Genomic DNA, 23220 nt, shown 5'->3' with positions numbered 1-23220 from the left:
ATAAGAGTAGCGTGTACATTGATTGAAACAAGTGAATCATTCCTAAAAACATATAATGCCGCTACAGTTACTCCTGGTTTAAGTAACTCATGATAATTTAGCGACATAAGATGTAAGATCGGAGAGTGGAGTGAAAAAATTTCGATGGGTCGTCCTCGGCATCGTGGTGGTAGTATGCCTGTTGCTGTGGGCGCAGGTGTTTAATATCATGTGCGATCAGGATGTACAATTTTTCAGCGGTATTTGCGCCATCAATAAATTTATTCCCTGGTAAACGTTTTACACCAGAGATTTCCTTCCCGTGTAGCAGTGGTAGAATGACGTCTCTACATCGAGGTGGTGAAATGAACGACGTTTTAAACTCTGGTGCGTTTTCTCTTGCATCTTTAATAGTATCAATGGTGGTTCTGGTGGTGGGGCTGGCGCTCTGGTTCTTTGTCAACCGGGCAAGTTCCCGTGCCAACGAGCAGATAGAATTGCTCGAAGCGTTATTGGATCAACAGAAGCGGCAAAACGCGTTGTTACGCCGTCTTTGCGAAGCAAACGAACCAGAAAAAGAAGCGGAACCCGCAACAGCGGCAAGCGAACCAAAAGAGGATGAGGACATCATTCGTCTGGTTGCTGAACGATAATGCTTACCGGGGCGCAAATGGCGCCAGTGCCATACGCCCCATTTCCCCGTCGGATCACTCCGCGTTGCCGTTTGCAACTGATACTACGGCATCAACGCCTTACATAATGTATGGCTTTATATGCAACATAGTTTTATATGTATAACAAATGGACATATGGCATTTTTGTGATACCGCTCATTCTCTATTAAAAGCGAAACGTTTCTCTCTCTTTATGGATTGTCATTGTTTGTTCATTATTTTAAGGCATTCTGTAAAGACGCAGAACATCACAAAAAGCGGTGTCGAAAATCGCTTTTCTTTTCTATTATTTTGATTAAAAGGTGTTTTTTATCATTGTGACAATTTATGCATAACTCAGCATAAAAAGTGATATGAAAAATACAGCTTTTAAATGTGATTTGATGCACTGGAAGAAGCGAAGTTATTGAGCTATGGTAGAAAAATGGCTTTTCAGCAGTGGCGTTGTCAGGAGTCCGTCAGCGCGTGAGGATATATCTTTCGCAACTTTGTTGCATAAACGTGCTGTCAATTTGTGAAGGTTCTCGTAATTTGTGCGACGGATCGAGACACGTTTAAAAATGGCTTGCCATAATTAACGTTGTATGTGATAACAGGCTTTGGGTTAAACGAGGTACAGTTCTGTTTATGTGTGGCATTTTCAGTAAAGAAGTCCTGAGTAAACACGTTGACGTTGAATACCGCTTCTCTGCCGAACCTTATATTAGTGCCTCAAGCAGTAATGTCTCAGTTTTATCTATGTTATGCCTACGGGCAAAGAAAACACTCTAAGGAATTTTGCAAATGGCAAAGATTAAAGGTCAAGTTAAGTGGTTCAACGAATCCAAAGGTTTTGGCTTCATTACTCCGGCTGACGGCAGCAAAGATGTGTTCGTACACTTCTCCGCTATCCAGGGCAATGGTTTCAAAACTCTGGCTGAAGGCCAGAACGTTGAGTTCGAAATTCAGGACGGCCAGAAAGGTCCGGCTGCTGTTAACGTAACAGCTATCTGATCGACACCACTGATTTGATGCGTTTGTCGCGTCAGCCTCAGATATAAAGCCTCGCTAAAAGCGGGGCTTTTTAATTCAATATCCTTCAAAATGTGTCTGGATGCGCTCTCGTTAGCGATTTGTTGCAAAGGCGCGATGTTATTAGCATTGTTTTTTCTGGTTTTTCCGGCCGTTTCCCGTTAAATCAATCACCTGAAAAATGATTCGGCTGGAGATCAGGTGAAAAAGAAAAGCGACGGCGATACCCGTAATTTTACGCCCATACGTTTTGCACTACTTTGCACTGCCATTCTGCTCAGTATGGCATTGTTGTTAGGGCGGGTGGCATGGTTGCAAATTGTTACGCCGTCGAAACTGGTGAAACAAGAAGATATGCGCTCGCTTCGTGAAGTGACCACAGCCTCTCCACGCGGCATGATCACTGACAGAGAAGGGCGACCCTTAGCGGTGAGCGTTCCGGTTAATGCTGTCTGGGCCGATCCGAAGACTATCATAAGCAAAGGCGGCGTTGGCTACAATGAGCGCTGGCAGGCGCTGGCCAGCGCCTTACATCTGTCTCTCAGTACGCTTGCGGAACGGGTAAACAGTAACCCGGCAGGCCGTTTTATCTACCTTGCGCGCCAGGTTTCACCCCAGCAAGCCGAATGGATAGATAAACTGAATCTACCGGGTATTAACCTGCGGGAAGAGTCGCGCCGTTTTTACCCTGCCGGACACGTAGCGGCCAATTTGATCGGCTTTACCAATATCGACGGGCAGGGAATAGAAGGTATTGAAAAGAGCTTTAACGCGCAACTGACGGGAAAACCGGGCTCCCGGCTGGTGCGTAAAGATAAATTTGGTCACGTTATTGAGAACATTACGGAAGTGAATCCGGTTCCTGCTCATGAACTTCAGCTTAGCATTGATGAACGTCTGCAAACGGTTACCGAAGATGCGCTGGATAACGCCGTCATCTGGAACAAAGCGGAATCCGGCGCTGCCGTATTGATTAACATCCCAACGGGTGAGATTCTCTCGATGGCGAGCTATCCGGATTTCAACCCGAACAACCGTGAAGGCGCGCAGTTGGACGATTTTCGTAACCGCGCGATTAGCGATACTTTCGAACCCGGTTCTACTGTGAAGCCATTGGTCATTATGACTGCGTTACAGCAGGGCATCGTGCAGCCGGACAGCGTTATCGATACCCATCCTTTTACTCTCGATGGACACCGTATCCGCGACGTCGGTTACTATCCGGAACTGACATTAACCGGCATTTTGCAAAAATCCAGCGATACCGGCGTTTCTCACCTTTCTCTGGCGATGCCGGTGCAGAAATTAATAGATACTTATAAAAGCTTTGGTTTCGGCGTGCCTACCGGACTGGGTCTCACCGGAGAGAGCAGCGGGTTATTACCGAAACGCCGTTACTGGAGTGATTTAGATCGCGCTACCTTCGCTTTTGGCTATGGATTAATGGTGACGCCGCTGCAACTGGCGCATGTTTATGCCACGATTGGCAGCTTTGGTATCTACCGTCCGTTATCGATCACCAAAGTTGATCCGCCCGTGATCGGCACGCGGGTAATGCCGGAAGAACTGGTGCACGAGGTGGAACATATGATGGAGAGCGTCGCGTTGCCTGGCGGCGGCGGAACAAAAGCCGCAGTAAGAGACTACCGTATTGCGGTCAAAACCGGGACGGCGAAAAAAATTGGCGATGATGGTAAATACGTCGATAAGTATGTGGCATATACCGCAGGCGTCGCGCCGGCAAGTAACCCCAGGTTTGCGCTGGTGGTGGTGATTAATAATCCGCAAAACGGGGCTTATTATGGCGGCGCGGTATCTGCGCCCGTATTCAGCCAGATCATGGGCGATGTGCTGCGGCTGGAAAATGTTGAGCCAGACGGTATGCCAGCCGATTCAGATCACCTTCTGGTGATGCATGGCAGCCACGTTGCGGTTCCAGGCTCGTAAAGGATTTTCCCGGGGCGCAATTCGCGTTACACTTGCGCCCTTTAGCGCCCCAGTCCGGAGTTGTCATGTCGTTTACCTGTCCGCTTTGCCATCAGCCGCTTACGCAGATTAATAACAGCGTTATATGCCCACAGCGCCATCAGTTTGATGTGGCGAAAGAGGGCTACATCAATCTGCTGCCGGTACAGCATAAACGTTCGCGCGATCCGGGCGACAGCGCCGAAATGATGCAGGCGAGGAGAGCGTTTCTTGATGCGGGCCATTATCAGCCGCTGCGCGATGCCGTGATTAACCTGTTGCGCGAGCGGCTGGATCAGTCGGCCACGGCGATTCTGGATATTGGCTGCGGCGAGGGGTATTACACTCACGCTTTTGCCGAGGCGTTGCCGGAAGTCACCACGTTTGGACTGGACGTTGCTAAAACGGCGATCAAAGCGGCGGCGAAACGCTATTCGCAGGTGAAGTTTTGTGTGGCGTCAAGCCATCGACTGCCCTTTGCCGATGCGTCAATGGATGCGGTGATCAGAATCTACGCCCCGTGTAAGGCGCAGGAATTGGCGCGTGTGGTGAAACCTGGTGGTTGGGTCGTTACCGCCACGCCGGGGCCGCATCATCTGATGGAACTAAAAGGGCTCATTTATGATGAGGTGCGTTTACATGCGCCGTATACCGAGCAGCTCGACGGATTCACATTGCAGCAGAGTACCCGCCTTGCTTATCACATGCAGCTCACCGCCGAAGCGGCTGTAGCACTGTTGCAAATGACGCCATTTGCCTGGCGCGCCAGGCCAGAAGTGTGGGAACAACTGGCCGCCAGCGCCGGACTTAGCTGCCAGACGGATTTCAACCTTCATCTCTGGCAGCGTAACCGTTAACCGTGAAAATGCGTCCAGAGGATCTGGACGCCAATTCCTATCAGTACGACCCCGCCGAGAATTTCAGCACGCTTACCCAGCATTGGGCCGATAAAGCGACCGATCATCATTCCGAGGGTGGACATGATAAGCGTGGCGCAACCGATAGCTAATGCGGTTGCGATGATGTTTACCTGCAAAAACGCCAGACCGACGCCAACCGCCATCGCATCAAGGCTGGTCGCGATAGCCGTCGTGACTAATAGCCAAAAGCTGTGGCGACGTAACGGTGTTTCATCTTCATCACTACCGCCGCGGATACCTTCGATGATCATGCGTCCGCCCAGAAAGATCAGCAGAACAAAGGCTATCCAGTGGTTCCATTCCAGAACGAATTTACTCGCCAATATCCCCAGCCCCCAGCCGATTAACGGGGTCAGCGTTTCAACCGCGCCAAAGATAAGGCCGGTACGCAACGCTTCTGAGAATTTGGGTTTATGTAGGGTGGCGCCTTTGCCAATTGATGCCGCGAAAGCATCCATCGACATGCCGAAAGCGAGAAGAACAGTAGCAGTAAAGTGCATGACAACGTCCTGACCGGGGTATCCATTAAACACATCACTGCCCCCAGCAAACATGCATGTCGCCATTCTGTGACGAAATACACAGCAGTTGATGCGCCTATGGTCTCGCCTGACCAGCGGCGGCTGGTCCGTACGCGCCACGTTTTGCAACGAGTATGTTGACGCGTACATTTCCGGAGTCTGGAAATCGGCTACTCCCCAATTGACGGCGCAACATTAACATATTTTTAGAATATAAAACAACAGCGATAAAATATTATTTGTCTTCTAATTGAAAACGATTTTCATTTAGATTTATTCATCAATAAAACGTTAAATTAAATAACAATTGGTCAATAGAAAATATAGCCTTAGCTATATTATGATTCGAAATAAAATTCGAAAAACATAGTTGAGGCTATATCTTAGGTTATTGATTTTCAATAAGAAGCTTATATATTTTTTCCAGATCGTCGATATTGCGTACACGGATAAGCAAGCGTCGTTGTTCTAATTGCATCACCAGTACGCCGTCCTCCGATAAATTCATCTCTTTAATACGGTTATATTCTATCCAGACATTGGCGAAGAAAAAGCCACGTTGTTTAAAGATGATCCGTGGCGTGCGGATCCAGAATATATAAAACCCCATTAACGCCAGCGCACTTAATAACCATGTGGTCATCTGCGCTCCGTGGCTGGTTACGTTGTTATAAATAAGGATGGCGACCAGCCCAACGAAGATAACGCTGTCTACGCGACCACGGCGAAGCAGGGCTATAGAAAGCAGAGTGGGGCCATTGCGACGGGGCATGATGAACTGATCGTAGAGAGCGTAAGCCAATAATGCGGCAATAAAGAGAATCAGCACCAGGTCCGTGATAGTCATTTATCCTCCAGAGAAATAAAAAAACGGGGCCGTTTGGCCCCGGTAGTGTACAACAGCCTTATTGGCCCAGCAGTCCTACGGAGTAGCCGGCGATACCGATGACGAAGAAGCCCACGATAATCCACAGCGGGTTAACTTTCTTACGCAGCAGCCACATACAGGCAAAGGTCAACAGTAGCGGAACCAGCCCCGGCATCAGCTGGTCGAGAATGGTTTGCACGGTGGTAACGCGTGTCTGACCATCCTGACCGGTGATGGTGGAGACCACCAGCGGGATATTCACATGCGTCCACTTGTTAACCAATGCCCCCATGACAAACAGGCCGAGGATTGACGCCCCCTCAGTCAGTTTTTGCAGGAAGCCGCCGCCCATATCTTTAACGATATCGACGCCTTTGCGGTAGCCATAAGCCACGCCATAATAACGGGTCGCCAGACGCACCAGGTTAAACAGGATGAAAAACAGCAGCGGACCAAGCAGGCTGCCGCTCATCGCAATACCTGCGCCCAGCGCCGCGAATACCGGACGGACGGTACCCCAGAAGATAGGGTCGCCGACGCCTGCCAGCGGTCCCATCAGACCGACTTTGATACCGTTGATAGCGCCATCGTCAATCTCTGCGCCGTTCGCACGCTTTTCTTCCATTGCCAGGGTCACGCCCAGTACCGGCGCCGCAACGTAAGGATGAGTGTTAAAGAACTCCAGGTGACGTTTAATCGCCTGTTTACGCGCGTCATTATTCTCCGGATACAGGCGACGAATCGCCGGCACCATAGAGAAGCAGAAGCCCAGCGCTTGCATACGTTCGAAGTTCCATGACCCCTGGAACAGGTTAGAACGAAGAAATACGCCGCGAATATCGCTCGGAGTGAGTTTTTTCTCGGTGGTAGTTTTAGTCATATCAACCATTTCGCTCACCTGTTAGTCCAGTTCGTTGTCGAGATCGTTATTGCCAGCAGCCGCTGCAGGCGCGCCCGCTACACGGTTGTATTTCGGGCTCAGCTGGATGTAAAGAATAGCCATCACTGCGCCGATGACACCCAGTGCGACCAGGTTGAAGTTTGTGAAAGCCGCGGTGACGAAACCGAGGTAGAAGAACGGCATCAGGTAGCCTGCGCGCATCATGTTGATAACCATCGCATAACCAACCACGACGATCATGCCGCCAGCGATGTTCAGACCGCCTGTGACGACTTCAGGAATCGCATTCAGCATTCCCTGTACTTCGCTGGTGCCTACGGAGATGGCAACGATAACCGCCGGGATAGCGATACGCATTGCCTGCAGGAACAGAGAAGAAACGTGCAGCCAGGAGAGCGCCGTCAGGTTGCCGTTTTCAGCCGCCTTGTCCGCCGCGTGCTGGAATGCCACGGTGATGGTACGAACGATAATGGTCAGTACCTGGCCTGCCGCCGCCAGCGGAATCGCCAGCGCGATACCGGCGCCAATGCTTTGATGCCCGGCGATGACCAGAACGGTAGAGATGATGGACGCCAGTGCGGCATCAGGCGCAACGGCAGCACCGATGTTCATCCAGCCCAGAGCGATCATTTCCAGAGTACCGCCGATGATAATACCGGTTTTCATGTCCCCCAGAACGGCGCCGATTAAGGTACAGGCGATCAGCGGACGGTGGAACTGAAATTCATCAAGTACCGACTCCATACCTGCGATACATGCGACGATGAACACCAGCACAATCTGAAGAGTGGTAATCTCCATTGTACTTCTCCTATTGCTATCTTAAGTGTGAAAGCTAATTAAATGCCGGCGGTTATTTCGCCACTTTGGCAATTAAATCCATCATTTTCAGTTTCGGATCGGTGGAAACTTTACGCACCTCAAGCTCGATGCCGCGCTCGTTGAGCTTTTTAAAGGCTTCGATATCCTTTTCATCGACGGAAACGGCGTTGTTCACCTGCGTTTTACCTTGACGATAGGCCATACCGCCAATGTTCACGGAAGTGACTTTCACGCCGCCCTCAACGATGCGCTCGACGTCGGTAGGATTGGTAAACAGAAGCATCACGCGTTCACCGGCGTATTTCGGGTTATTGTAGACGCGAATCATCTTCGCGACGTCAACCACATGCGCCGTAACGCCCGGCGGCGCAACTTGCGTCAGCAGCGTTTTACGTACGGTATCCGCCGCGACTTCATCGCTCACAACAATAATACGGCTGACATTGGTCTCTTTGGTCCAACGGGTAGCGACCTGACCGTGAATGAGGCGGTCATCAATACGGGCAAGCCCGATAACCATATAATCATTCGGGCCCATCGGTTTTGCCGGCGTGGCCGCTTTTGGCGCGGCGGCGACTGGCGCTGGCGCGGCTTTTTCTACCGGTTTCGCTTTCAGCGCTTTTACGCCTTCACGACCGGTTTCTACCGCCAGTGCGACCAGCTCATCAAAGCTCGGATCGTCGTCACGAGCCATAAACGTTTCGACCAGCATCGGGATGTTGACGCCGGCAATAACTTCATAGCGCTCTTTATCGACGACAATGCGGCTGGCAGCATTAAACGGGCTGCCTCCCCATGTATCAACGAGAAATAGCACGCCTTTACTGGTATCGAGTTTAGCCAACTGAGCGTTGTACTTTTCGATCAGCGTTTCGGCATTTTCGCCTGGAACGAAATCGATCCAGCCGACGTTTTCCTGCTCGCCTAACAGCATTTCGGCTGTTTTAAGTAACTGCTCTGCAGCCCAACCATGTGTGCCTATAACAATAGCAATGGTCACTTGCTACCTCCTTTATTATTGTCAACACATCAACTTGACAGATGTATTTTTTGAATCGCCGTCCGCAAGCGAATCGATTCAGATGAGGGTTACAACGAAAAACGCATGATTTTCGTGAATTATTTTAGATATCGAAAAAAATATTTTGTGTGATGGAGATCCGTAATTTTGTTTTCGATAATGAGAAATTTCGAAGTGTAAAATATCCTGGTTACATCTCTTTGCAAAGGAAGGTAAATCTTTGCCAAAAACCAGTTGTCTCTGTTATGTTTAGCTTCCGTTTAATTAGAATGGGGTATAGGGCAGCAGCCCGTTGTATGGATCGTCACCGACGTCATTTCACTCTTTGGCCGTTTTGCGCCTGTCAATCTGGCATATTTTGCCATAGCCTTACTTTGTTTATTGCGTTACCGCCTGCATCCTTTGAGATGTTGTGGGCGCCGTTTAGTCATTCCTTAAGCAGGAGCTTGTCATGGAATTATTAATGGATCCCTCAATTTGGGTGGGTTTACTCACGCTCGTCGTCCTGGAAATTGTCCTGGGTATCGATAACCTGGTCTTTATCGCGATCCTCGCCGATAAATTGCCGCCAAAGCAGCGTGACAAAGCGCGTCTTATCGGGCTCTCGCTGGCGCTGATTATGCGTCTGGCGCTGCTGTCCATTATTTCGTGGCTGGTGACCTTAACAAAGCCGCTCTTTACCGTCTGGGATTTTACCTTCTCCGGCCGCGATTTAATTATGCTGCTGGGCGGTATATTTCTGCTGTTTAAAGCGACCACCGAGCTGCATGAACGTCTGGAAAACCGCGAGCATGACACCGGACACGGTAAAGGCTATGCGAGCTTCTGGGTGGTAGTCACGCAGATTGTCATCCTGGATGCGGTCTTCTCGCTGGACGCCGTGATTACGGCGGTAGGTATGGTAAACCATCTGCCGGTTATGATGGCGGCGGTGGTGATTGCGATGGCGGTGATGCTACTGGCGTCAAAACCGCTGACCCGTTTTGTCAACCAGCATCCGACGGTGGTGGTGCTCTGTCTGAGTTTCCTGCTGATGATCGGCTTGAGCCTGGTGGCGGAAGGGTTTGGTTTCCATATTCCGAAAGGCTACCTGTACGCGGCAATTGGTTTCTCGATCGTTATCGAGGTGTTTAACCAGATTGCGCGCCGCAACTTTATTCGTCATCAGTCCACGTTGCCGCTGCGCGCGCGTACTGCGGACGCTATCCTGCGTCTGATGGGCGGTAAACGTCAGGCGAGTACACAACATGAGACGGATAGCCCGGCCGCGATATCGGTGTCGGAAGGCGCCTTCGCCGAAGAAGAACGCTACATGATTAACGGCGTACTGACTCTGGCGTCGCGCTCCCTGCGCGGCATTATGACGCCGCGAGGCGAAATTAGTTGGGTGGATGCGAATCTCAGCGTAGCTGAAATCCGTCAGCAGTTACTCTCTTCTCCGCATAGCCTGTTCCCGGTATGTCGGGGCGAGCTGGATGAAATTATCGGTATCGTTCGCGCGAAAGAGTTGCTGGTGGCGCTGGAAGAGGGCGCGGACGTTGCGGCTATCGCCGCGTCTTCCCCGGCGATAGTGGTGCCGGAAACGCTTGATCCTATCAATCTGTTAGGCGTTTTGCGTCGTGCGCGCGGCAGTTTCGTTATCGTCACTAACGAGTTCGGCGTGGTGCAGGGGCTGGTTACGCCGCTGGATGTGCTGGAAGCGATTGCCGGTGAGTTCCCGGATGCCGATGAAACGCCGGAAATCGTTGCCGATGCCGAGGGCTGGATAGTGAAGGGCGGCACCGATCTCCATGCGCTACAGCAGGCGCTGGAAGTTGACCATCTGGTGAACGAAGAGGGCGATATTGCGACGGTCGCGGGGTTAGTGATCGCCGCTAATGGCCATATTCCTCGTGTTGGCGATGTCATTGATGTTCCGCCCCTGCGGATCACCATTGTCGAGGCCAACGACTATCGTGTCGATCTGGTTCGGATTGTTAAAGAACAGCCTGCCCACGACGAAGAGGAATAACGTCACACGCAGGAACCAAGTCTATAGATGCGGCATCGCGGACATAATCTGTCCGTTATGCCGGGCGGGCGGCGGCGCGCTGCCCGCCAGCCACTGTGGAAATTCGCTAATGGGCATCGGCTTCGCATAGAGATAGCCCTGTAACATTTGCACGCCATGCTGGCGCAAATGCTGTGCCTGCGTCTGGTTTTCGACCCCTTCCGCCACCAGTTCAATATTCAGTCTCTGCCCTAGCGCGATAATAATATCGGTCACCGTTGAATTGACCGCATCGGTACCGATGGCCGCGGTGAAGGATTTATCGATTTTCAAAATATCCGGCCGCAGTTTTTCCAGCCAGGAGAGCGAGCTGTTTCCTGTGCCAAAATCATCGATGGCTAACTTCACGCCTTTACGATGCAGTTCGCGCATCAGGCGGTAATCAACGTCAAGCAACGCGTCGCGTTCCGTGAGCTCCAGCACCAGTTGCTGAACAGGTTCCGCACTAAACCAGTACTGATTAAGATCTTTGAGAAGCACGCCGTGTCGGAAATGGCTTGCCGCCACATTGATGCCGATATGAAACTGATGGTTGATGGGGAAGTAGTGCCGCTGCCGAATGGTTTCCGCAATCACATAGCGGGTCAGCGGCGCTATCAGGTTATGCTCCTCGGCGATAGGAATAAAAACATCCGGTGAGATCCAGCCCTGGCGCGGGTTATTCCAGCGTAACAGGATCTCAACGCCGGTACACTGCTGCGTGCGGGCATTAAGCAACGGCTGACAAAATAGCTCAAACTCCCGTTCGGCAAGGGCCAGATTAATCTCCCAGGAAAAGCTCATTCTGCTGGCCGTCGCCAGCCAGGCGATATAACCGATCAACAGGCTAAGCAATACGGCCAGGGGTAACTGTGTCGGGAGATGTTTGAACGCCAGTACGCCTGCCGACGGCCCGCTGACGCTGATAGTAAAAGGGAAATGCCGCGATGAAAGCTGGTAACGCTCTTCATCTTTTTTTAATTCTGGAAGAGTATCGACCACGCCCCGACCATATAACAGGTGCCGTTTGCCGACCGTCAGGCTGGCGCTGGTAATTTGCGGCTGCTGTGGCTCAAGTAGCATGGTCGTCAGCAAGCCAATATTCACAATTTCCATCACGCCATCCTGTCCATCGGCAGAGGCGGGATACCACTGAATGAGGATCGGGCTTCCCTTGAGTAACGAGTGATCCGTGGAAAGTAGCAGCAGATCGCCAGCTGCGGGAAGATCGGGCTGAAGCTGGCGTATGGGAGTATTACGGGCGCCAAAAATGCTTGAGCAGTAGAGAATTCCCTCTTTTACCAGCCCGATAGAACGAATGGTTTGCAGGCGGGCGGCTTGCTTACGCAACGGCAAATGCGCGGTCGCGCACGGAAGCTCAAGTAAGGGTAGCAATATGTTTCGTCCGACCAGGAGAGGATGCAGCACATTATCCAGCGCATCAACGGCATGATTCGCGAATGCAACCGTGCGATGGTGATTTAAGTTCCGCTCCGAAATAAATCGGATGCTCAGCGTAAGAATGAGCGTGACCAGTGCACAAATCGTGCAAACAATGAAACGATTACGGCGATAATGATTGATGATCCGTTGTGCTGTTTGCATGCGGGCCGCCCAATAAGCGTTGGCGACAAAAGCCAACCGCGACACAGCAAGTGTAGTGGGGAAACGTGGAGTCGACGAGGAAGAGATAAAAATTTCGCCCATCCGTAGCAGATGGGCGAAGGGAGGGGAAATGGCGTTTAATCACACTGGACTTTAATGGCCAACCCGCCGCGCGACGTTTCGCGGTATTTGGCGTTCATGTCTTTTCCGGTCTCGTACATCGTTTCGATGACTTTATCCAGCGAGACGCGCGGCGCGCTGGTTCGACGCATGGCCATACGCGCAGCGTTGATCGCTTTAACCGAAGCAATGGCGTTACGCTCGATACACGGCACCTGCACCTGACCGGCAACCGGGTCGCAGGTCAGCCCCAGGTTATGCTCCATGCCGATTTCAGCGGCAACGCAAACCTGTTCCGGGCTGGCGCCCAACAGTTCAGCAAGGCCTGCCGCCGCCATCGAACAGGCGACCCCGACTTCACCCTGACAGCCGACTTCCGCGCCGGAAATAGACGCGTTCATCTTATACAGCGCGCCAATAGCGCCTGCCGCCAGGAAGTAGCGGGTGTAAATATCCGGGCTGACAGACTCAATAAAATGGTCGTAGTAAGCCAGTACCGCAGGAACGATGCCGCACGCGCCGTTGGTTGGCGCCGTCACGACGCGACCGCCTGCGGCGTTCTCTTCGTTCACCGCCAGAGCAAACATGTTCACCCAGTCAATGACGTTCATCGGATCGCTGGAAAGCTTATCGCTGGAAACCAGCATACGACGCAGCGCGGAGGCGCGACGCGGTACGCGCAGCGGCCCCGGCAGCACGCCTTCGGTATTCATACCGCGATCAATACAGGCCTGCATGGTCTGCCAGACGTGACCGAAATACTCTTCAATCTCTTTCTTGCTATGCAACGCCAGTTCGTTTTGCATCACCATGCCGGAGAGTGAAAGGCCGGTACTGTTGCAATACTCCAGCATTTCTTTCGCCGATTTAAACGGATAAGGTACAGTAACCTCATTCGTCGCTTCCTGGCCGAAATGCGCTTCATCAACGATAAAGCCGCCGCCGATGGAATAGTACGTCTTGCTATAAATGACCGTGTCGTCATGCCAGGCGTGGATCTGCATCCCGTTTTCATGCAGCGGCAAATTGCCGTTGTGAAAACGCATTCCGTCATCTTTCGGGAAGTCGACTTCGTGACGTCCCTGGGCCAGTAACAGACGCTCGCGCGTTTCGACGTCGCGAATAAAACCTGGGATACTATCAATATCCACGGTAGCGGGTTCATTACCCGCCAGACCCATAATAATGGCGATATCGGTATGGTGACCTTTCCCCGTCAGCGACAGCGAGCCGTAGACATCGACAGCGACGCGGGTAACGTTATCCAGTAATCCTTTTTCGACCAGGTCATCGACGAACTGTTTACCGGCCTTCATCGGGCCAACAGTGTGGGAAGAGGAGGGACCAATCCCTACCTTAAACATGTCGAATAGGCTAATCACGATAATACTCCTGACAGGGCAACCGGGGCTTCCGGTTACGATGTTATAACTGCGCATAGTGTAAGAGGGAACGCTGGCATCAGCTTAACTATTCACATGAATTAAACTAATGAATAACCGCGTTTTTACTAATATTGCGACAGTAATCTCAAGTCGTGTCTTGTGCGCGTAAAGTTAAGTATATACACGTTGCCCTTCAGGCTGCCTCTTTGGGGGAGGCGATTGTTACCGCCTTGAGGCAACGTGAATGGCGTTGTGTACAGTCAGGGCTTTACGCCGATTTGCAGCGCCAGCTCACGAAGAATGTTTGCGGTCATGCCCCAGACGAAATAATGCTCATACCAGGAGAGCCATACGCGGTGCGAATTGCCGCGACGGTAAATATCAAGCGGATGATATCGACCCAGTTGCAACGCTTGCGCCAGCGGCATTTCAAACACCGCAGACACTTCGTCTTCACTGGCGCGCCAGGGGAGGTTTGGCGGAATAATGCCGACCACCGGGGTGACCTGAAAACCGGTCACGCTGTCTACCGGCGGTAAAACGCCAATCACTTCCACGGCTTGTGGCGGGATGGCGACTTCCTCCTGAGCTTCGCGAAGCGCTGCGGCGATAAGCGAAGCATCGGTACTGTCCACGGCCCCGCCGGGAAAGGCGACCTGTCCGGCGTGTTTGCGCAAATGAATAGCCCGCTGGGTCAACAGCAGCCCCGGCTTGGGGCGGCGAACCACAGGGATCAGTACGGCGGCCTGACGTTGATTTAACGTTTCATGAGTCATCTGCGGGCGCAAAAGCTGAAAGCGCGATAAGAAATGATCGAGCGTCAGTCGGCTGGTATCCACGTATTAGTTCTCCAGTGGGTGCAGGATACGATTAACTTTATCAAAAGTTTCCTGATATTCCGCTTCTTCGTTGCTATCGGCCACGATACCGCCGCCGGCTGAGCAATAGAGTTGGCCCTGCGTTGCCGTGACGGTGCGGATAGTAATACTGGTATCCATCTTGCCGCAGAAACTCAGATAACCGATGCTACCGCACCAGGCGTTGCGTCGCTGCGGCTCCAGTTCGTCGATAATTTCCATCGCCCGCACTTTAGGCGCGCCGGTAATGGAGCCGCCGGGGAAAGCCGCGCGCAGCAGGTCGGTAGCATGAAGCGAGTCCGGTAAACGGGCGGTAATGGTGCTAACCAGATGGTGAACGGCAGGAAATGGTTCAACGACGAACAGTTCCGGCACTTTCACCGAACCCGGCACGGCGACCCGGCCAATGTCGTTACGCATCAAATCGACGATCATCAAATTTTCAGCGCGATCTTTCATTGAGTTGGCCAGTTTCTGCGCCTGCTGACGATCCGCCTGCGGATCGTTAAGCCGTGGAAGCGTACCTTTGATCGGGCGCGTCTGAATATGACCGTTCTCCAGTTGGATAAAACGCTCGGGAGAAAGGCTCAATATGGCGCCGTCATGTAAACGAAGAAAGGCGCTAAACGGGGCGCGATTGGCGCGGTTAAGGCGTTCGAAAGCCTGCCACTCATCACCCTCGTAGCTCGCCTGAAAACGCTGGGAAAGATTGACCTGATAGCAGTCCCCGCTGTGCAGCCAGGCCTGCACCTGACGAAACTTTTCGCCATACTCACAACGCGTCATATTGGATTGCCAGGCCGAGGTAAGCCTGAAGGGCGTTCGGGTCGGCGCGCGCTGGCTGGTGAGCCAGCGATATCGGGCGTCTGCATCGTGATAGCTTATCAGCGACACCACCTGTTTTTGGTGATCGACAATCAGCGCCCAGTCGTAAAGGCCAATCGCCATATCGGGTAAAACGATATCGCGCGCGGCAGTATCGGGCAGAATTTCGAAACGCCGCCCTAAATCATAACCAAACAGACCCAGCGCGCCGCCCTGAAAGGGTAAGTCAGGGTCAGGCTGAGGATGAAAAGGCAGCGCCTCCAGTTGAGTCTGCAAAACGTGTAACGGATCGTCGAGAGTGACGGTGGACGTGCGCGCAGTACATACCGTGGTTTCCTGCGCGCGCGTGGTCAGTGTGGTGACAGGATCGGCGACCAGAATATCAAAGCGGTTATAGGGATGAATAGCATCACCTGAATGCAGCAGCATCGCCCAGGGCAAATGGTTTACGGGCGCAAAATAGTGTTCAGCGGCGTCCGGACGCCAGGGTAAGGTGATAACAGTGGGAGATAACGTCTTCATCATTCCTGACTCGTTACAACACTACTGGCTTACCGCCGGGTAGCGTGAAATAATTAGCGCTAACAATTTAGCAGGAGTTAATCATGTTTGCAGGTTTACCTTCACTCAGTCATGAACAACAGCAAAAAGCCGTAGAACGTATCCAGGAATTGATGTCGCAAGGTATGAGCAGCGGAGAAGCGATTGCCCAGGTGGCGGGCGAACTTCGCGCCAACCATACCGGCGAACGGATAGTGGCGCGTTTTGAGGATGAAGACGAATAACCGGCTTATACCGCCGCGACAATCTTAATCTCAACTTTATATTTCGGGTTCATCAACCCGGCCTGTACGGTACAGCGTACCGGCGCATGGCCTGCGACGACCCACGCATCCCACGCCTTATTCATGGCGGCAAAATCCGCTTTATCACTCAGGAAAATAGTGGCATCCAGAATACGTGACTTACTGGAGCCCTGTTTTTCCAGCACCGCATCAATTTGCGCCAGAGTATTCGCCGTTTGCTCAAAAGCATCGGCGTCGAGGTTTTCCGGCACGCCGGTATACCACAGCGTATTATTGTAGATCACCACATCAGACCAACGATCTTCGGCATCAATACGCACGATAGACATTACTTATTCCTCATTATGCTTTCCATTTGAATGGCTCAAGACTGCCACAATGTGGCGCCGCCGTCACCTCTGTAACTGGCGTAAGCCTTTCTACCCTGACATAATCCCTGTGTAAATTAACAGGGGGCAGTGTGACGGACGATTTTGCAGCAGATGGCCAACTGGCCAAAGCGATAACCGGCTTTAAACCGCGCGAACCACAGCGACAAATGGCGGTTGCCGTAACACAAGCGATTGAAAATGCGCAGCCTCTGGTTGTTGAAGCCGGCACCGGAACCGGGAAGACCTATGCTTACCTCGCTCCGGCGTTGCGTGCCGGGAAAAAAGTCATTATTTCAACCGGGTCGAAAGCGTTGCAGGATCAACTCTACAGCCGCGATCTGCCGACGGTAGCAAAAGCGTTGGCGTTTACCGGTAAGACGGCCCTGTTGAAAGGACGTTCAAACTACCTCTGCCTGGAGCGGCTGGAACAACAAGCGCTGGCGGGCGGCGATTTACCGGTACAAACGTTAAGCGACGTGATATTGCTGCGCTCCTGGTCAAATCAGACGCGGGATGGCGATATCAGCACCTGCGTCAGCGTGGCGGAGGATTCCCAGGCCTGGCCGCTGGTCACCAGTACCAACGACAACTGCCTTGGCAGCGATTGCCCGCTCTACAAAGAGTGCTTTGTGGTGAAAGCGCGTAAAAAGGCGATGGACGCGGATGTGGTGATTGTAAACCACCACCTTTTTCTTGCGGATATGGTAGTTAAAGAGAGCGGATTTGGCGAACTTATCCCTCAGGCTGAAGTAATGATCTTCGATGAAGCCCACCAACTGCCTGACATCGCCAGCCAGTATTTCGGACAATCGCTCTCCAGCCGTCAGTTGCTGGATTTAGCAAAAGACATCACCATCGCCTACCGGACGGAACTGAAAGACACTCAACAGTTGCAAAAATGCGCCGATCGCCTTGCCCAGAGCGCCCAGGATTTTCGTCTGCAACTGGGGGAGCCCGGCTACCGGGGAAATTTGCGTGAACTGTTAGCCGACCCACGTATCCAACGGGCATTTTTACTGCTGGATGATACGCTGGAGCTTTGTTACGACGTGGCGAAGCTGTCGCTGGGCCGTTCGGCGCTGCTGGATGCGGCTTTTGAACGCGCCACGCTATACCGCTCACGGCTGAAACGCTTAAAAGAGATCAATCAGCCGGGATACAGCTACTGGTATGAGTGCACCTCGCGCCATTTCACCCTGGCGCTGACGCCGCTCACCGTGGCGGACAAATTCAAAGAGGTGATGGAACAGAAGCCCGGTAGCTGGATTTTTACCTCGGCCACGTTGTCGGTAAATGATGATCTTCACCACTTTACCGCCCGTCTGGGAATTGAACAGGCAGAATCCATGCTGCTGCCCAGCCCATTCGACTATACGCGCCAGGCGTTACTCTGCGTACCGCGTAACCTACCGCAAACCAACCAGCCCGGCGCGGCGCGACAGTTGGCGGCTATGCTCAGGCCGATTATCGAAGCCAATAACGGGCGATGTTTTATGCTGTGCACCTCACACGCCATGATGCGCGATCTGGCGGAGCAGTTTCGCGCCACCATGACGCTGCCGGTATTGTTGCAAGGGGAAACCAGTAAAGGCCAACTGTTACAGCAATTTGTTAGCGCCGGCAACGCGCTGCTCGTCGCCACCAGCAGCTTCTGGGAAGGGGTGGACGTGCGCGGTGATACGTTATCTTTGGTGATTATCGACAAATTGCCGTTTACCTCCCCGGACGACCCGCTGTTAAAAGCGCGAATGGAAGACTGTCGTTTGCGCGGCGGCGATCCGTTTGATGAGGTTCAACTGCCCGACGCGGTGATTACGCTGAAGCAGGGCGTAGGGCGGCTGATTCGCGATGCGGACGATCGCGGGGTGTTAGTGATTTGTGATAACCGGCTGGTGATGCGGCCCTATGGCGCCACGTTTCTCGCCAGCCTGCCTCCTGCGCCGCGCACGCGTGATATCGCCCGTGCCGTTCGCTTTCTTGCGATTCCATCCGCCGAGTAATTTGTTACGGAGTATGGTAAGATGCGCGCTATTTTATTGATCTAAGCACGAAACCTCATGCGAATTCTGGCTATCGATACCGCCACAGAGGCCTGTTCTGTCGCCCTGTGGAACAACGGTACTATCAATGCTCACTTTGAGCTTTGTCCACGAGAACACACTCAACGTATCCTGCCCATGGTGCAGGAGATTCTGGCCGCCAGCGGCGTCTCGCTCAATGAGATAGATGCGCTGGCGTTTGGGCGCGGTCCGGGCAGCTTTACCGGCGTGCGTATCGGCATTGGTATTGCGCAAGGGCTGGCGTTAGGGGCAAATCTGCCGATGATCGGTGTTTCGACGCTTGCCACGATGGCGCAGGGCGCATGGCGTAAAACCGGCGCAACCCGCGTACTCGCCGCGATTGACGCGCGGATGGGCGAAGTGTACTGGGCGGAATACCAGCGTGATGCGCAGGGCGTCTGGCAGGGCGAAGAGACAGAAGCGGTGCTGAAACCGGAACGGGTCGGCGAGCGGTTGAAACAGCTTTCCGGCGAGTGGGCGACCGTAGGAACGGGTTGGTCCGCCTGGCCCGATCTGGCGAAGGAGTGCGGCCTGACGCTTCATGATGGGGAGGTGTCGCTCCCGGCAGCGGAAGATATGTTGCCCATCGCCAGTCAAAAGCTGGCGGCGGGAGAGACCGTTGCCGTGGAACATGCCGAGCCGGTTTATTTGCGTAACGAAGTGGCGTGGAAGAAACTTCCCGGCAAAGAATGACTCTCACTACTATTACCCCCCATACTTTATGCTGTGGGGTGGAATAGAGGTCGAGAAAAAGGAGTCGCATCATGGCGGTTCAAAAACGGTTAATAAAAGGGGCGCTGGCGTGCGCTTTTGCGCTTATGCTGAGCGGTTGCGTGACTATCCCGGATGCCATTAAAGGTTCGAGTCCGACGCCGCAGCAGGATTTGGTGCGGGTGATGAATGCGCCGCAGCTCTATATCGGGCAAGAGGCGCGTTTTGGCGGCAAAGTTGTGGCGGTACAAAATCAGCAGGGAAAAACCCGGCTTGAAATCGCGACCGTACCGCTCGACAGCGGCGCGCGTCCTGTTCTGGGCGAAGCCTCGCGCGGCAGAATTTTTGCCGATGTGAACGGTTTTCTGGACCCGGTGGACTTCCGTGGCCAGTTAGTTACCGTTGTCGGCCCGATAACTGGCACGGTTGACGGTAAAATCGGCAATACGCCGTATAAATTTATGCTGATGCAGGCTACCGGCTATAAACGCTGGCATCTTGTTCAGCAGGTCGTCATGCCTCCACAGCCGATCGATCCGTGGTTTTACGGCGGACGCGCCTGGCCTTATGGCTATGGCGGTTGGGGGTGGTATAACCCTGGACCCGCAGAGGTTCAGACGATAGTAACAGAGTAACTCTTTGTTTTATCAATAAAAGAAACAGCGGCTGGTCCGCTGTTTCTGCATTCATAGAGACATAATAAAAATAAATAGTGACGCGCTTCGCAACCTTTCAGTTGCGTAATTAATAAACTGGTACGCTGAGTTAATATAATGTTAACGACTTGTTTATTAACTGGGGTTGTGATGACGACGAACACTCATTTTAGAGGTGATGCATTGAAGAAGGTTTGGCTTAACCGTTATCCTGCTGATGTTCCGGCGGAGATCAACCCTGACCGTTATCAATCCCTGGTTGAACTGTTTGAACATGCGGCGACGCGCTATGCCGATCAGCCTGCGTTCGTCAATATGGGGGAGGTAATGACCTTCCGTAAATTAGAAGAACGTAGTCGGGCATTTGCGGCTTATTTACAACAAGGGCTGGGACTCAAAAAAGGCGACCGTGTGGCGCTGATGATGCCAAACCTGTTGCAGTATCCTGTCGCGCTATTTGGTATTTTACGCGCCGGCATGATTGTGGTGAACGTTAACCCGCTGTACACGCCGCGCGAACTTGAGCATCAGCTTAACGATAGCGGCGCGGCGGCAATCATTATTGTTTCTAACTTTGCCCATACGCTGGAAAAAGTGGTCGAGAAAACGTCGGTACAGCACGTTATTCTGACGCGGATGGGCGACCAGCTTTCTACCGCCAAAGGTACGGTTGTTAACTTTGTCGTGAAATACATCAAGCGTCTGGTGCCAAAATACCACTTGCCAGATGCGATCTCGTTTCGCAGCGCGCTACAGCATGGCTACCGTATGCAGTATGTCAAACCCGAGGTTGTCGCTGAAGATCTGGCTTTCCTGCAATATACCGGCGGTACGACGGGCGTGGCGAAAGGCGCGATGTTGACCCACCGCAATATGCTGGCGAATCTGGAGCAGGTGAAAGCGACCTATGGGCCGCTGCTGCACCCGGGGAAAGAGCTGGTAGTGACCGCGCTGCCGCTGTATCACATTTTTGCCTTAACCATGAACTGTCTGCTTTTTATCGAGCTGGGTGGGCAAAACCTGCTGATTACCAATCCGCGTGATATCCCCGGCCTGGTCAAGGAGCTGGCGAAATATCCATTTACGGCGATGACTGGCGTTAATACGCTATTCAACGCCCTGCTCAATAATAAAGAGTTTCAACAGCTGGATTTTTCTTCGCTGCATCTGTCAGCCGGCGGCGGGATGCCGGTGCAAAACGTCGTTGCGGAACGTTGGGTAAAGCTGACCGGGCAATACCTGCTGGAAGGCTACGGGCTGACCGAGTGCGCCCCGCTGGTGAGCGTCAACCCGCATGATATTGATTATCACAGCGGCAGTATCGGCCTGCCTGTACCGTCAACAGAAGCCAAACTGGTGGATGACGATGATAACGAAGTTGCGCCGGGTGAGGCTGGAGAGCTTTGCGTGAAAGGCCCGCAGGTTATGCTGGGATACTGGCAGCGTCCTGACGCGACGGATGAAATCATTAAAGATGGTTGGCTGCATACGGGCGATATTGCGGTTATGGATGAAGAGGGCTTTCTGCGGATTGTCGATCGTAAGAAAGATATGATTCTGGTTTCTGGTTTCAACGTTTATCCAAACGAAATTGAAGATGTGGTGATGCAGCATTCTGGCGTGCAGGAAGTTGCGGCGGTTGGCGTGCCTTCCGGTAGTAGTGGCGAAGCGGTGAAGCTTTTTGTGGTTAAGAAAGATCCGGCATTGACTGACGATGCGTTGATCACCTTCTGCCGTCGCCATCTGACCGGATATAAGGTGCCCAAACAGGTCGAGTTTCGCGAGGAATTACCAAAATCTAACGTTGGGAAAATTTTACGACGAGAACTGCGTGACGAAGCCCGTGGCAAAGTAGACAATAAAGCCTGAGCGTTAAGTCAGCTAACGAGAGACGCCGGTTAAGCCGGCGTTTTTTTTGGCGCGAACCAAAGAGAACACGATTTGAATTACCAAATGATTGAAACGGACGATGCGCTGGCGAGCCTGTGTGAGGCTGTCCGCGCATGTCCGGCTATTGCTTTAGATACGGAATTTGTCCGTACCCGCACCTATTACCCGCAGTTAGGATTGATCCAGTTATTTGACGGGGCAAATGTCGCCCTGATCGATCCGCTCGGCATCAGCGACTGGTCGCCGTTAAAAGCGGTGTTGCGCGATACGGGAATCACCAAATTTCTGCACGCGGGTAGCGAAGATCTGGAAGTATTTCTGAATGCGTTTGGCGAACTGCCGGAACCCCTGATTGATACGCAAATCCTGGCGGCGTTTTGCGGGCGCCCGCTGTCGTGGGGGTTTGCGGCGATGGTAGAAGAGTATACGGGCGTGGCGCTGGATAAAAGCGAGTCTCGTACCGACTGGTTAGCCCGGCCTTTAAGCGAACGTCAGTGTGAATACGCGGCGGCGGATGTCTGGTATCTGTTACCGATCGCCAAAAAGCTGATGATTGAAACTGAAGCCGCAGGATGGCTGCCTGCCGCGCTTGATGAATGCCGATTGATGCAGCAGCGTCGTCAGGAGATTCAGGCACCGGAAGAAGCATGGCGGGATATCACTAATGCCTGGCAACTGCGTACCCGCCAGTTAGCCTGTCTGCAACTTTTAGCTGACTGGCGGCTACGTAAGGCGCGTGAGCGCGATATGGCGGTGAACTTTGTTGTGCGTGAAGAAAACCTGTGGGCGGTCGCGCGTTATATGCCGGGCAGTCTCGGTGAGCTGGATAGTCTGGGGCTTTCCGGCAGCGAGATTCGTTTTCACGGCAAGACGTTGATATCGCTGGTGGCGAAAGCACAGGCGTTACCGGAAGAGGCATTGCCGGAACCCCTGTTGAATCTGATGGACATGCCGGGCTATCGCAAAGCGTTTAAGGCCATCAAAGCGCTGGTGGCGGAGGTGAGCGCGTCGCATCACGTCAGCGGCGAGCTACTGGCATCGCGTCGGCAGATTAATCAGTTGCTTAACTGGCACTGGAAATTAAAACCGCAAAATGGGCAACCAGAATTGATTTCCGGCTGGCGCGCCGAACTGATGGCGGAGAAGTTAACTCTGCTGTTGCAGGGGTATCCGCGTTAACGGCGGTAATTGCCGGGAAAACGGCCAGTGAAATAAATGTCCGT

23 protein-coding genes and 1 riboswitch are annotated in these 23220 nt (G+C 52.7%); of the genes, 13 read left to right on the top strand and 10 right to left on the bottom strand.

The window, feature by feature from the left end; translation table 11 throughout:
- Positions 1-130 precede the first annotated feature (130 nt).
- From mgrB to rlmA, 6 genes are all read left to right on the top strand, one after another.
- The gene (gene mgrB, locus J4645_RS07625) at positions 131-274 is read left to right on the top strand and encodes a PhoP/PhoQ regulator MgrB (protein ID WP_000714547.1); all 144 of its coding nucleotides are present in this window, start codon (positions 131-133) and stop codon (positions 272-274) included.
- Positions 275-344: 70 nt separating this feature from the next.
- Positions 345-632, top strand: a complete 288-nt coding sequence (locus J4645_RS07620) for a YebO family protein (protein ID WP_001000660.1) — start codon at positions 345-347, stop codon at positions 630-632.
- A 648-nt stretch (positions 633-1280) separates the two neighbouring features.
- Entirely contained in the window at positions 1281-1424 is a 144-nt protein-coding gene (locus tag J4645_RS07615; protein WP_001537930.1) for a DUF2627 domain-containing protein, read from the top strand.
- Between the two features lie 12 nt (positions 1425-1436).
- Complete coding sequence (cspE, locus tag J4645_RS07610; protein WP_001062678.1) at positions 1437-1646, top strand: transcription antiterminator/RNA stability regulator CspE; 210 nt, start codon at positions 1437-1439, stop codon at positions 1644-1646.
- Between the two features lie 219 nt (positions 1647-1865).
- Positions 1866-3611, top strand: a complete 1746-nt coding sequence (gene ftsI, locus J4645_RS07605) for a peptidoglycan glycosyltransferase FtsI (protein ID WP_000730318.1) — start codon at positions 1866-1868, stop codon at positions 3609-3611.
- A gap of 65 nt (positions 3612-3676) precedes the next feature.
- On the top strand, positions 3677-4486 hold the full coding sequence (rlmA, locus tag J4645_RS07600) for a 23S rRNA (guanine(745)-N(1))-methyltransferase (RefSeq protein WP_023214461.1): 810 nt from the start codon (positions 3677-3679) through the stop codon (positions 4484-4486).
- On the opposite strand, the gene mntP is transcribed toward rlmA, so the two are convergent.
- From mntP to manX, 5 genes are all read right to left on the bottom strand, one after another.
- Positions 4483-5049, bottom strand: coding sequence for a manganese efflux pump MntP (mntP, locus tag J4645_RS07595; protein ID WP_001518359.1), 567 nt, complete (start codon positions 5047-5049; stop codon positions 4483-4485). The two genes, rlmA and mntP, sit on opposite strands and share 4 nt — an antisense overlap.
- 111 nt (positions 5050-5160) lie before the next feature.
- A riboswitch (yybP-ykoY riboswitch) is annotated at positions 5161-5262 on the bottom strand.
- Between the two features lie 196 nt (positions 5263-5458).
- A complete protein-coding gene (locus J4645_RS07590) occupies positions 5459-5917 on the bottom strand; it encodes a DUF986 family protein (protein ID WP_000156280.1) in 459 nt (152 codons plus the stop codon).
- Positions 5918-5975: 58 nt separating this feature from the next.
- On the bottom strand, positions 5976-6827 hold the full coding sequence (locus tag J4645_RS07585; protein WP_001518647.1) for a PTS mannose transporter subunit IID: 852 nt from the start codon (positions 6825-6827) through the stop codon (positions 5976-5978).
- Between the two features lie 12 nt (positions 6828-6839).
- The gene (gene manY, locus J4645_RS07580; protein WP_000406918.1) at positions 6840-7640 is read right to left on the bottom strand and encodes a PTS mannose transporter subunit IIC; all 801 of its coding nucleotides are present in this window, start codon (positions 7638-7640) and stop codon (positions 6840-6842) included.
- Between the two features lie 52 nt (positions 7641-7692).
- Complete coding sequence (gene manX, locus J4645_RS07575) at positions 7693-8661, bottom strand: PTS mannose transporter subunit IIAB (protein ID WP_000150523.1); 969 nt, start codon at positions 8659-8661, stop codon at positions 7693-7695.
- A 472-nt stretch (positions 8662-9133) separates the two neighbouring features.
- On the opposite strand from manX, the gene yoaE reads away from it, so the two are divergent.
- A complete protein-coding gene (gene yoaE / locus J4645_RS07570; protein ID WP_000421815.1) occupies positions 9134-10693 on the top strand; it encodes a CNNM family cation transport protein YoaE in 1560 nt (519 codons plus the stop codon).
- 21 nt (positions 10694-10714) lie between these two features.
- Here the strand turns inward: yoaE and J4645_RS07565 are convergent, their stop codons facing one another.
- From J4645_RS07565 to pabB, 4 genes are all read right to left on the bottom strand, one after another.
- On the bottom strand, positions 10715-12316 hold the full coding sequence (locus J4645_RS07565) for a cyclic diguanylate phosphodiesterase (protein WP_001192516.1): 1602 nt from the start codon (positions 12314-12316) through the stop codon (positions 10715-10717).
- A 137-nt stretch (positions 12317-12453) separates the two neighbouring features.
- Positions 12454-13818 carry an L-serine ammonia-lyase gene (gene sdaA, locus J4645_RS07560; protein WP_000624274.1) on the bottom strand — a complete coding sequence of 455 codons (1365 nt, stop codon included), beginning with the start codon at positions 13816-13818 and terminating at the stop codon, positions 12454-12456.
- A gap of 263 nt (positions 13819-14081) precedes the next feature.
- Positions 14082-14660: a CoA pyrophosphatase gene (locus tag J4645_RS07555; RefSeq protein ID WP_023196908.1), complete on the bottom strand. Its 579-nt coding sequence runs from the start codon at positions 14658-14660 to the stop codon at positions 14082-14084.
- 3 nt (positions 14661-14663) lie between these two features.
- Positions 14664-16028 carry an aminodeoxychorismate synthase component 1 gene (gene pabB / locus J4645_RS07550; protein ID WP_072206315.1) on the bottom strand — a complete coding sequence of 455 codons (1365 nt, stop codon included), beginning with the start codon at positions 16026-16028 and terminating at the stop codon, positions 14664-14666.
- A gap of 80 nt (positions 16029-16108) precedes the next feature.
- Here pabB and J4645_RS07545 point away from each other — a divergent pair, with 80 nt between their 5' ends.
- Positions 16109-16288, top strand: coding sequence for a YoaH family protein (locus tag J4645_RS07545; protein WP_000457328.1), 180 nt, complete (start codon positions 16109-16111; stop codon positions 16286-16288).
- 5 nt (positions 16289-16293) lie between these two features.
- Here the strand turns inward: J4645_RS07545 and J4645_RS07540 are convergent, their stop codons facing one another.
- Positions 16294-16638: a RidA family protein gene (locus J4645_RS07540; protein ID WP_000029550.1), complete on the bottom strand. Its 345-nt coding sequence runs from the start codon at positions 16636-16638 to the stop codon at positions 16294-16296.
- Between the two features lie 131 nt (positions 16639-16769).
- Here J4645_RS07540 and J4645_RS07535 point away from each other — a divergent pair, with 131 nt between their 5' ends.
- The 5 genes from J4645_RS07535 to rnd all read left to right on the top strand — a co-directional run bounded on the left by J4645_RS07535 (position 16770) and on the right by rnd (position 23176).
- On the top strand, positions 16770-18680 hold the full coding sequence (locus tag J4645_RS07535; RefSeq protein WP_000128801.1) for an ATP-dependent DNA helicase: 1911 nt from the start codon (positions 16770-16772) through the stop codon (positions 18678-18680).
- Positions 18681-18737: 57 nt separating this feature from the next.
- On the top strand, positions 18738-19433 hold the full coding sequence (tsaB, locus tag J4645_RS07530; protein ID WP_001221017.1) for a tRNA (adenosine(37)-N6)-threonylcarbamoyltransferase complex dimerization subunit type 1 TsaB: 696 nt from the start codon (positions 18738-18740) through the stop codon (positions 19431-19433).
- Positions 19434-19504: 71 nt separating this feature from the next.
- Complete coding sequence (locus J4645_RS07525) at positions 19505-20086, top strand: Slp family lipoprotein (protein WP_000290594.1); 582 nt, start codon at positions 19505-19507, stop codon at positions 20084-20086.
- Positions 20087-20290: 204 nt separating this feature from the next.
- Positions 20291-21976, top strand: coding sequence for a long-chain-fatty-acid--CoA ligase FadD (gene fadD / locus J4645_RS07520; protein WP_001532413.1), 1686 nt, complete (start codon positions 20291-20293; stop codon positions 21974-21976).
- A gap of 72 nt (positions 21977-22048) precedes the next feature.
- Entirely contained in the window at positions 22049-23176 is a 1128-nt protein-coding gene (gene rnd, locus J4645_RS07515) for a ribonuclease D (protein WP_023214459.1), read from the top strand.
- The last annotated feature ends 44 nt before the right edge of the window (positions 23177-23220 follow it).

The organism is Salmonella sp. 32082101201600294FB01SM01 (genome assembly GCF_017572865.1).
GTDB classification, from domain to species: Bacteria; Pseudomonadota; Gammaproteobacteria; order Enterobacterales; family Enterobacteriaceae; genus Salmonella; species Salmonella enterica.
This window is presented reverse-complemented; position numbering and strand designations above follow the sequence as displayed.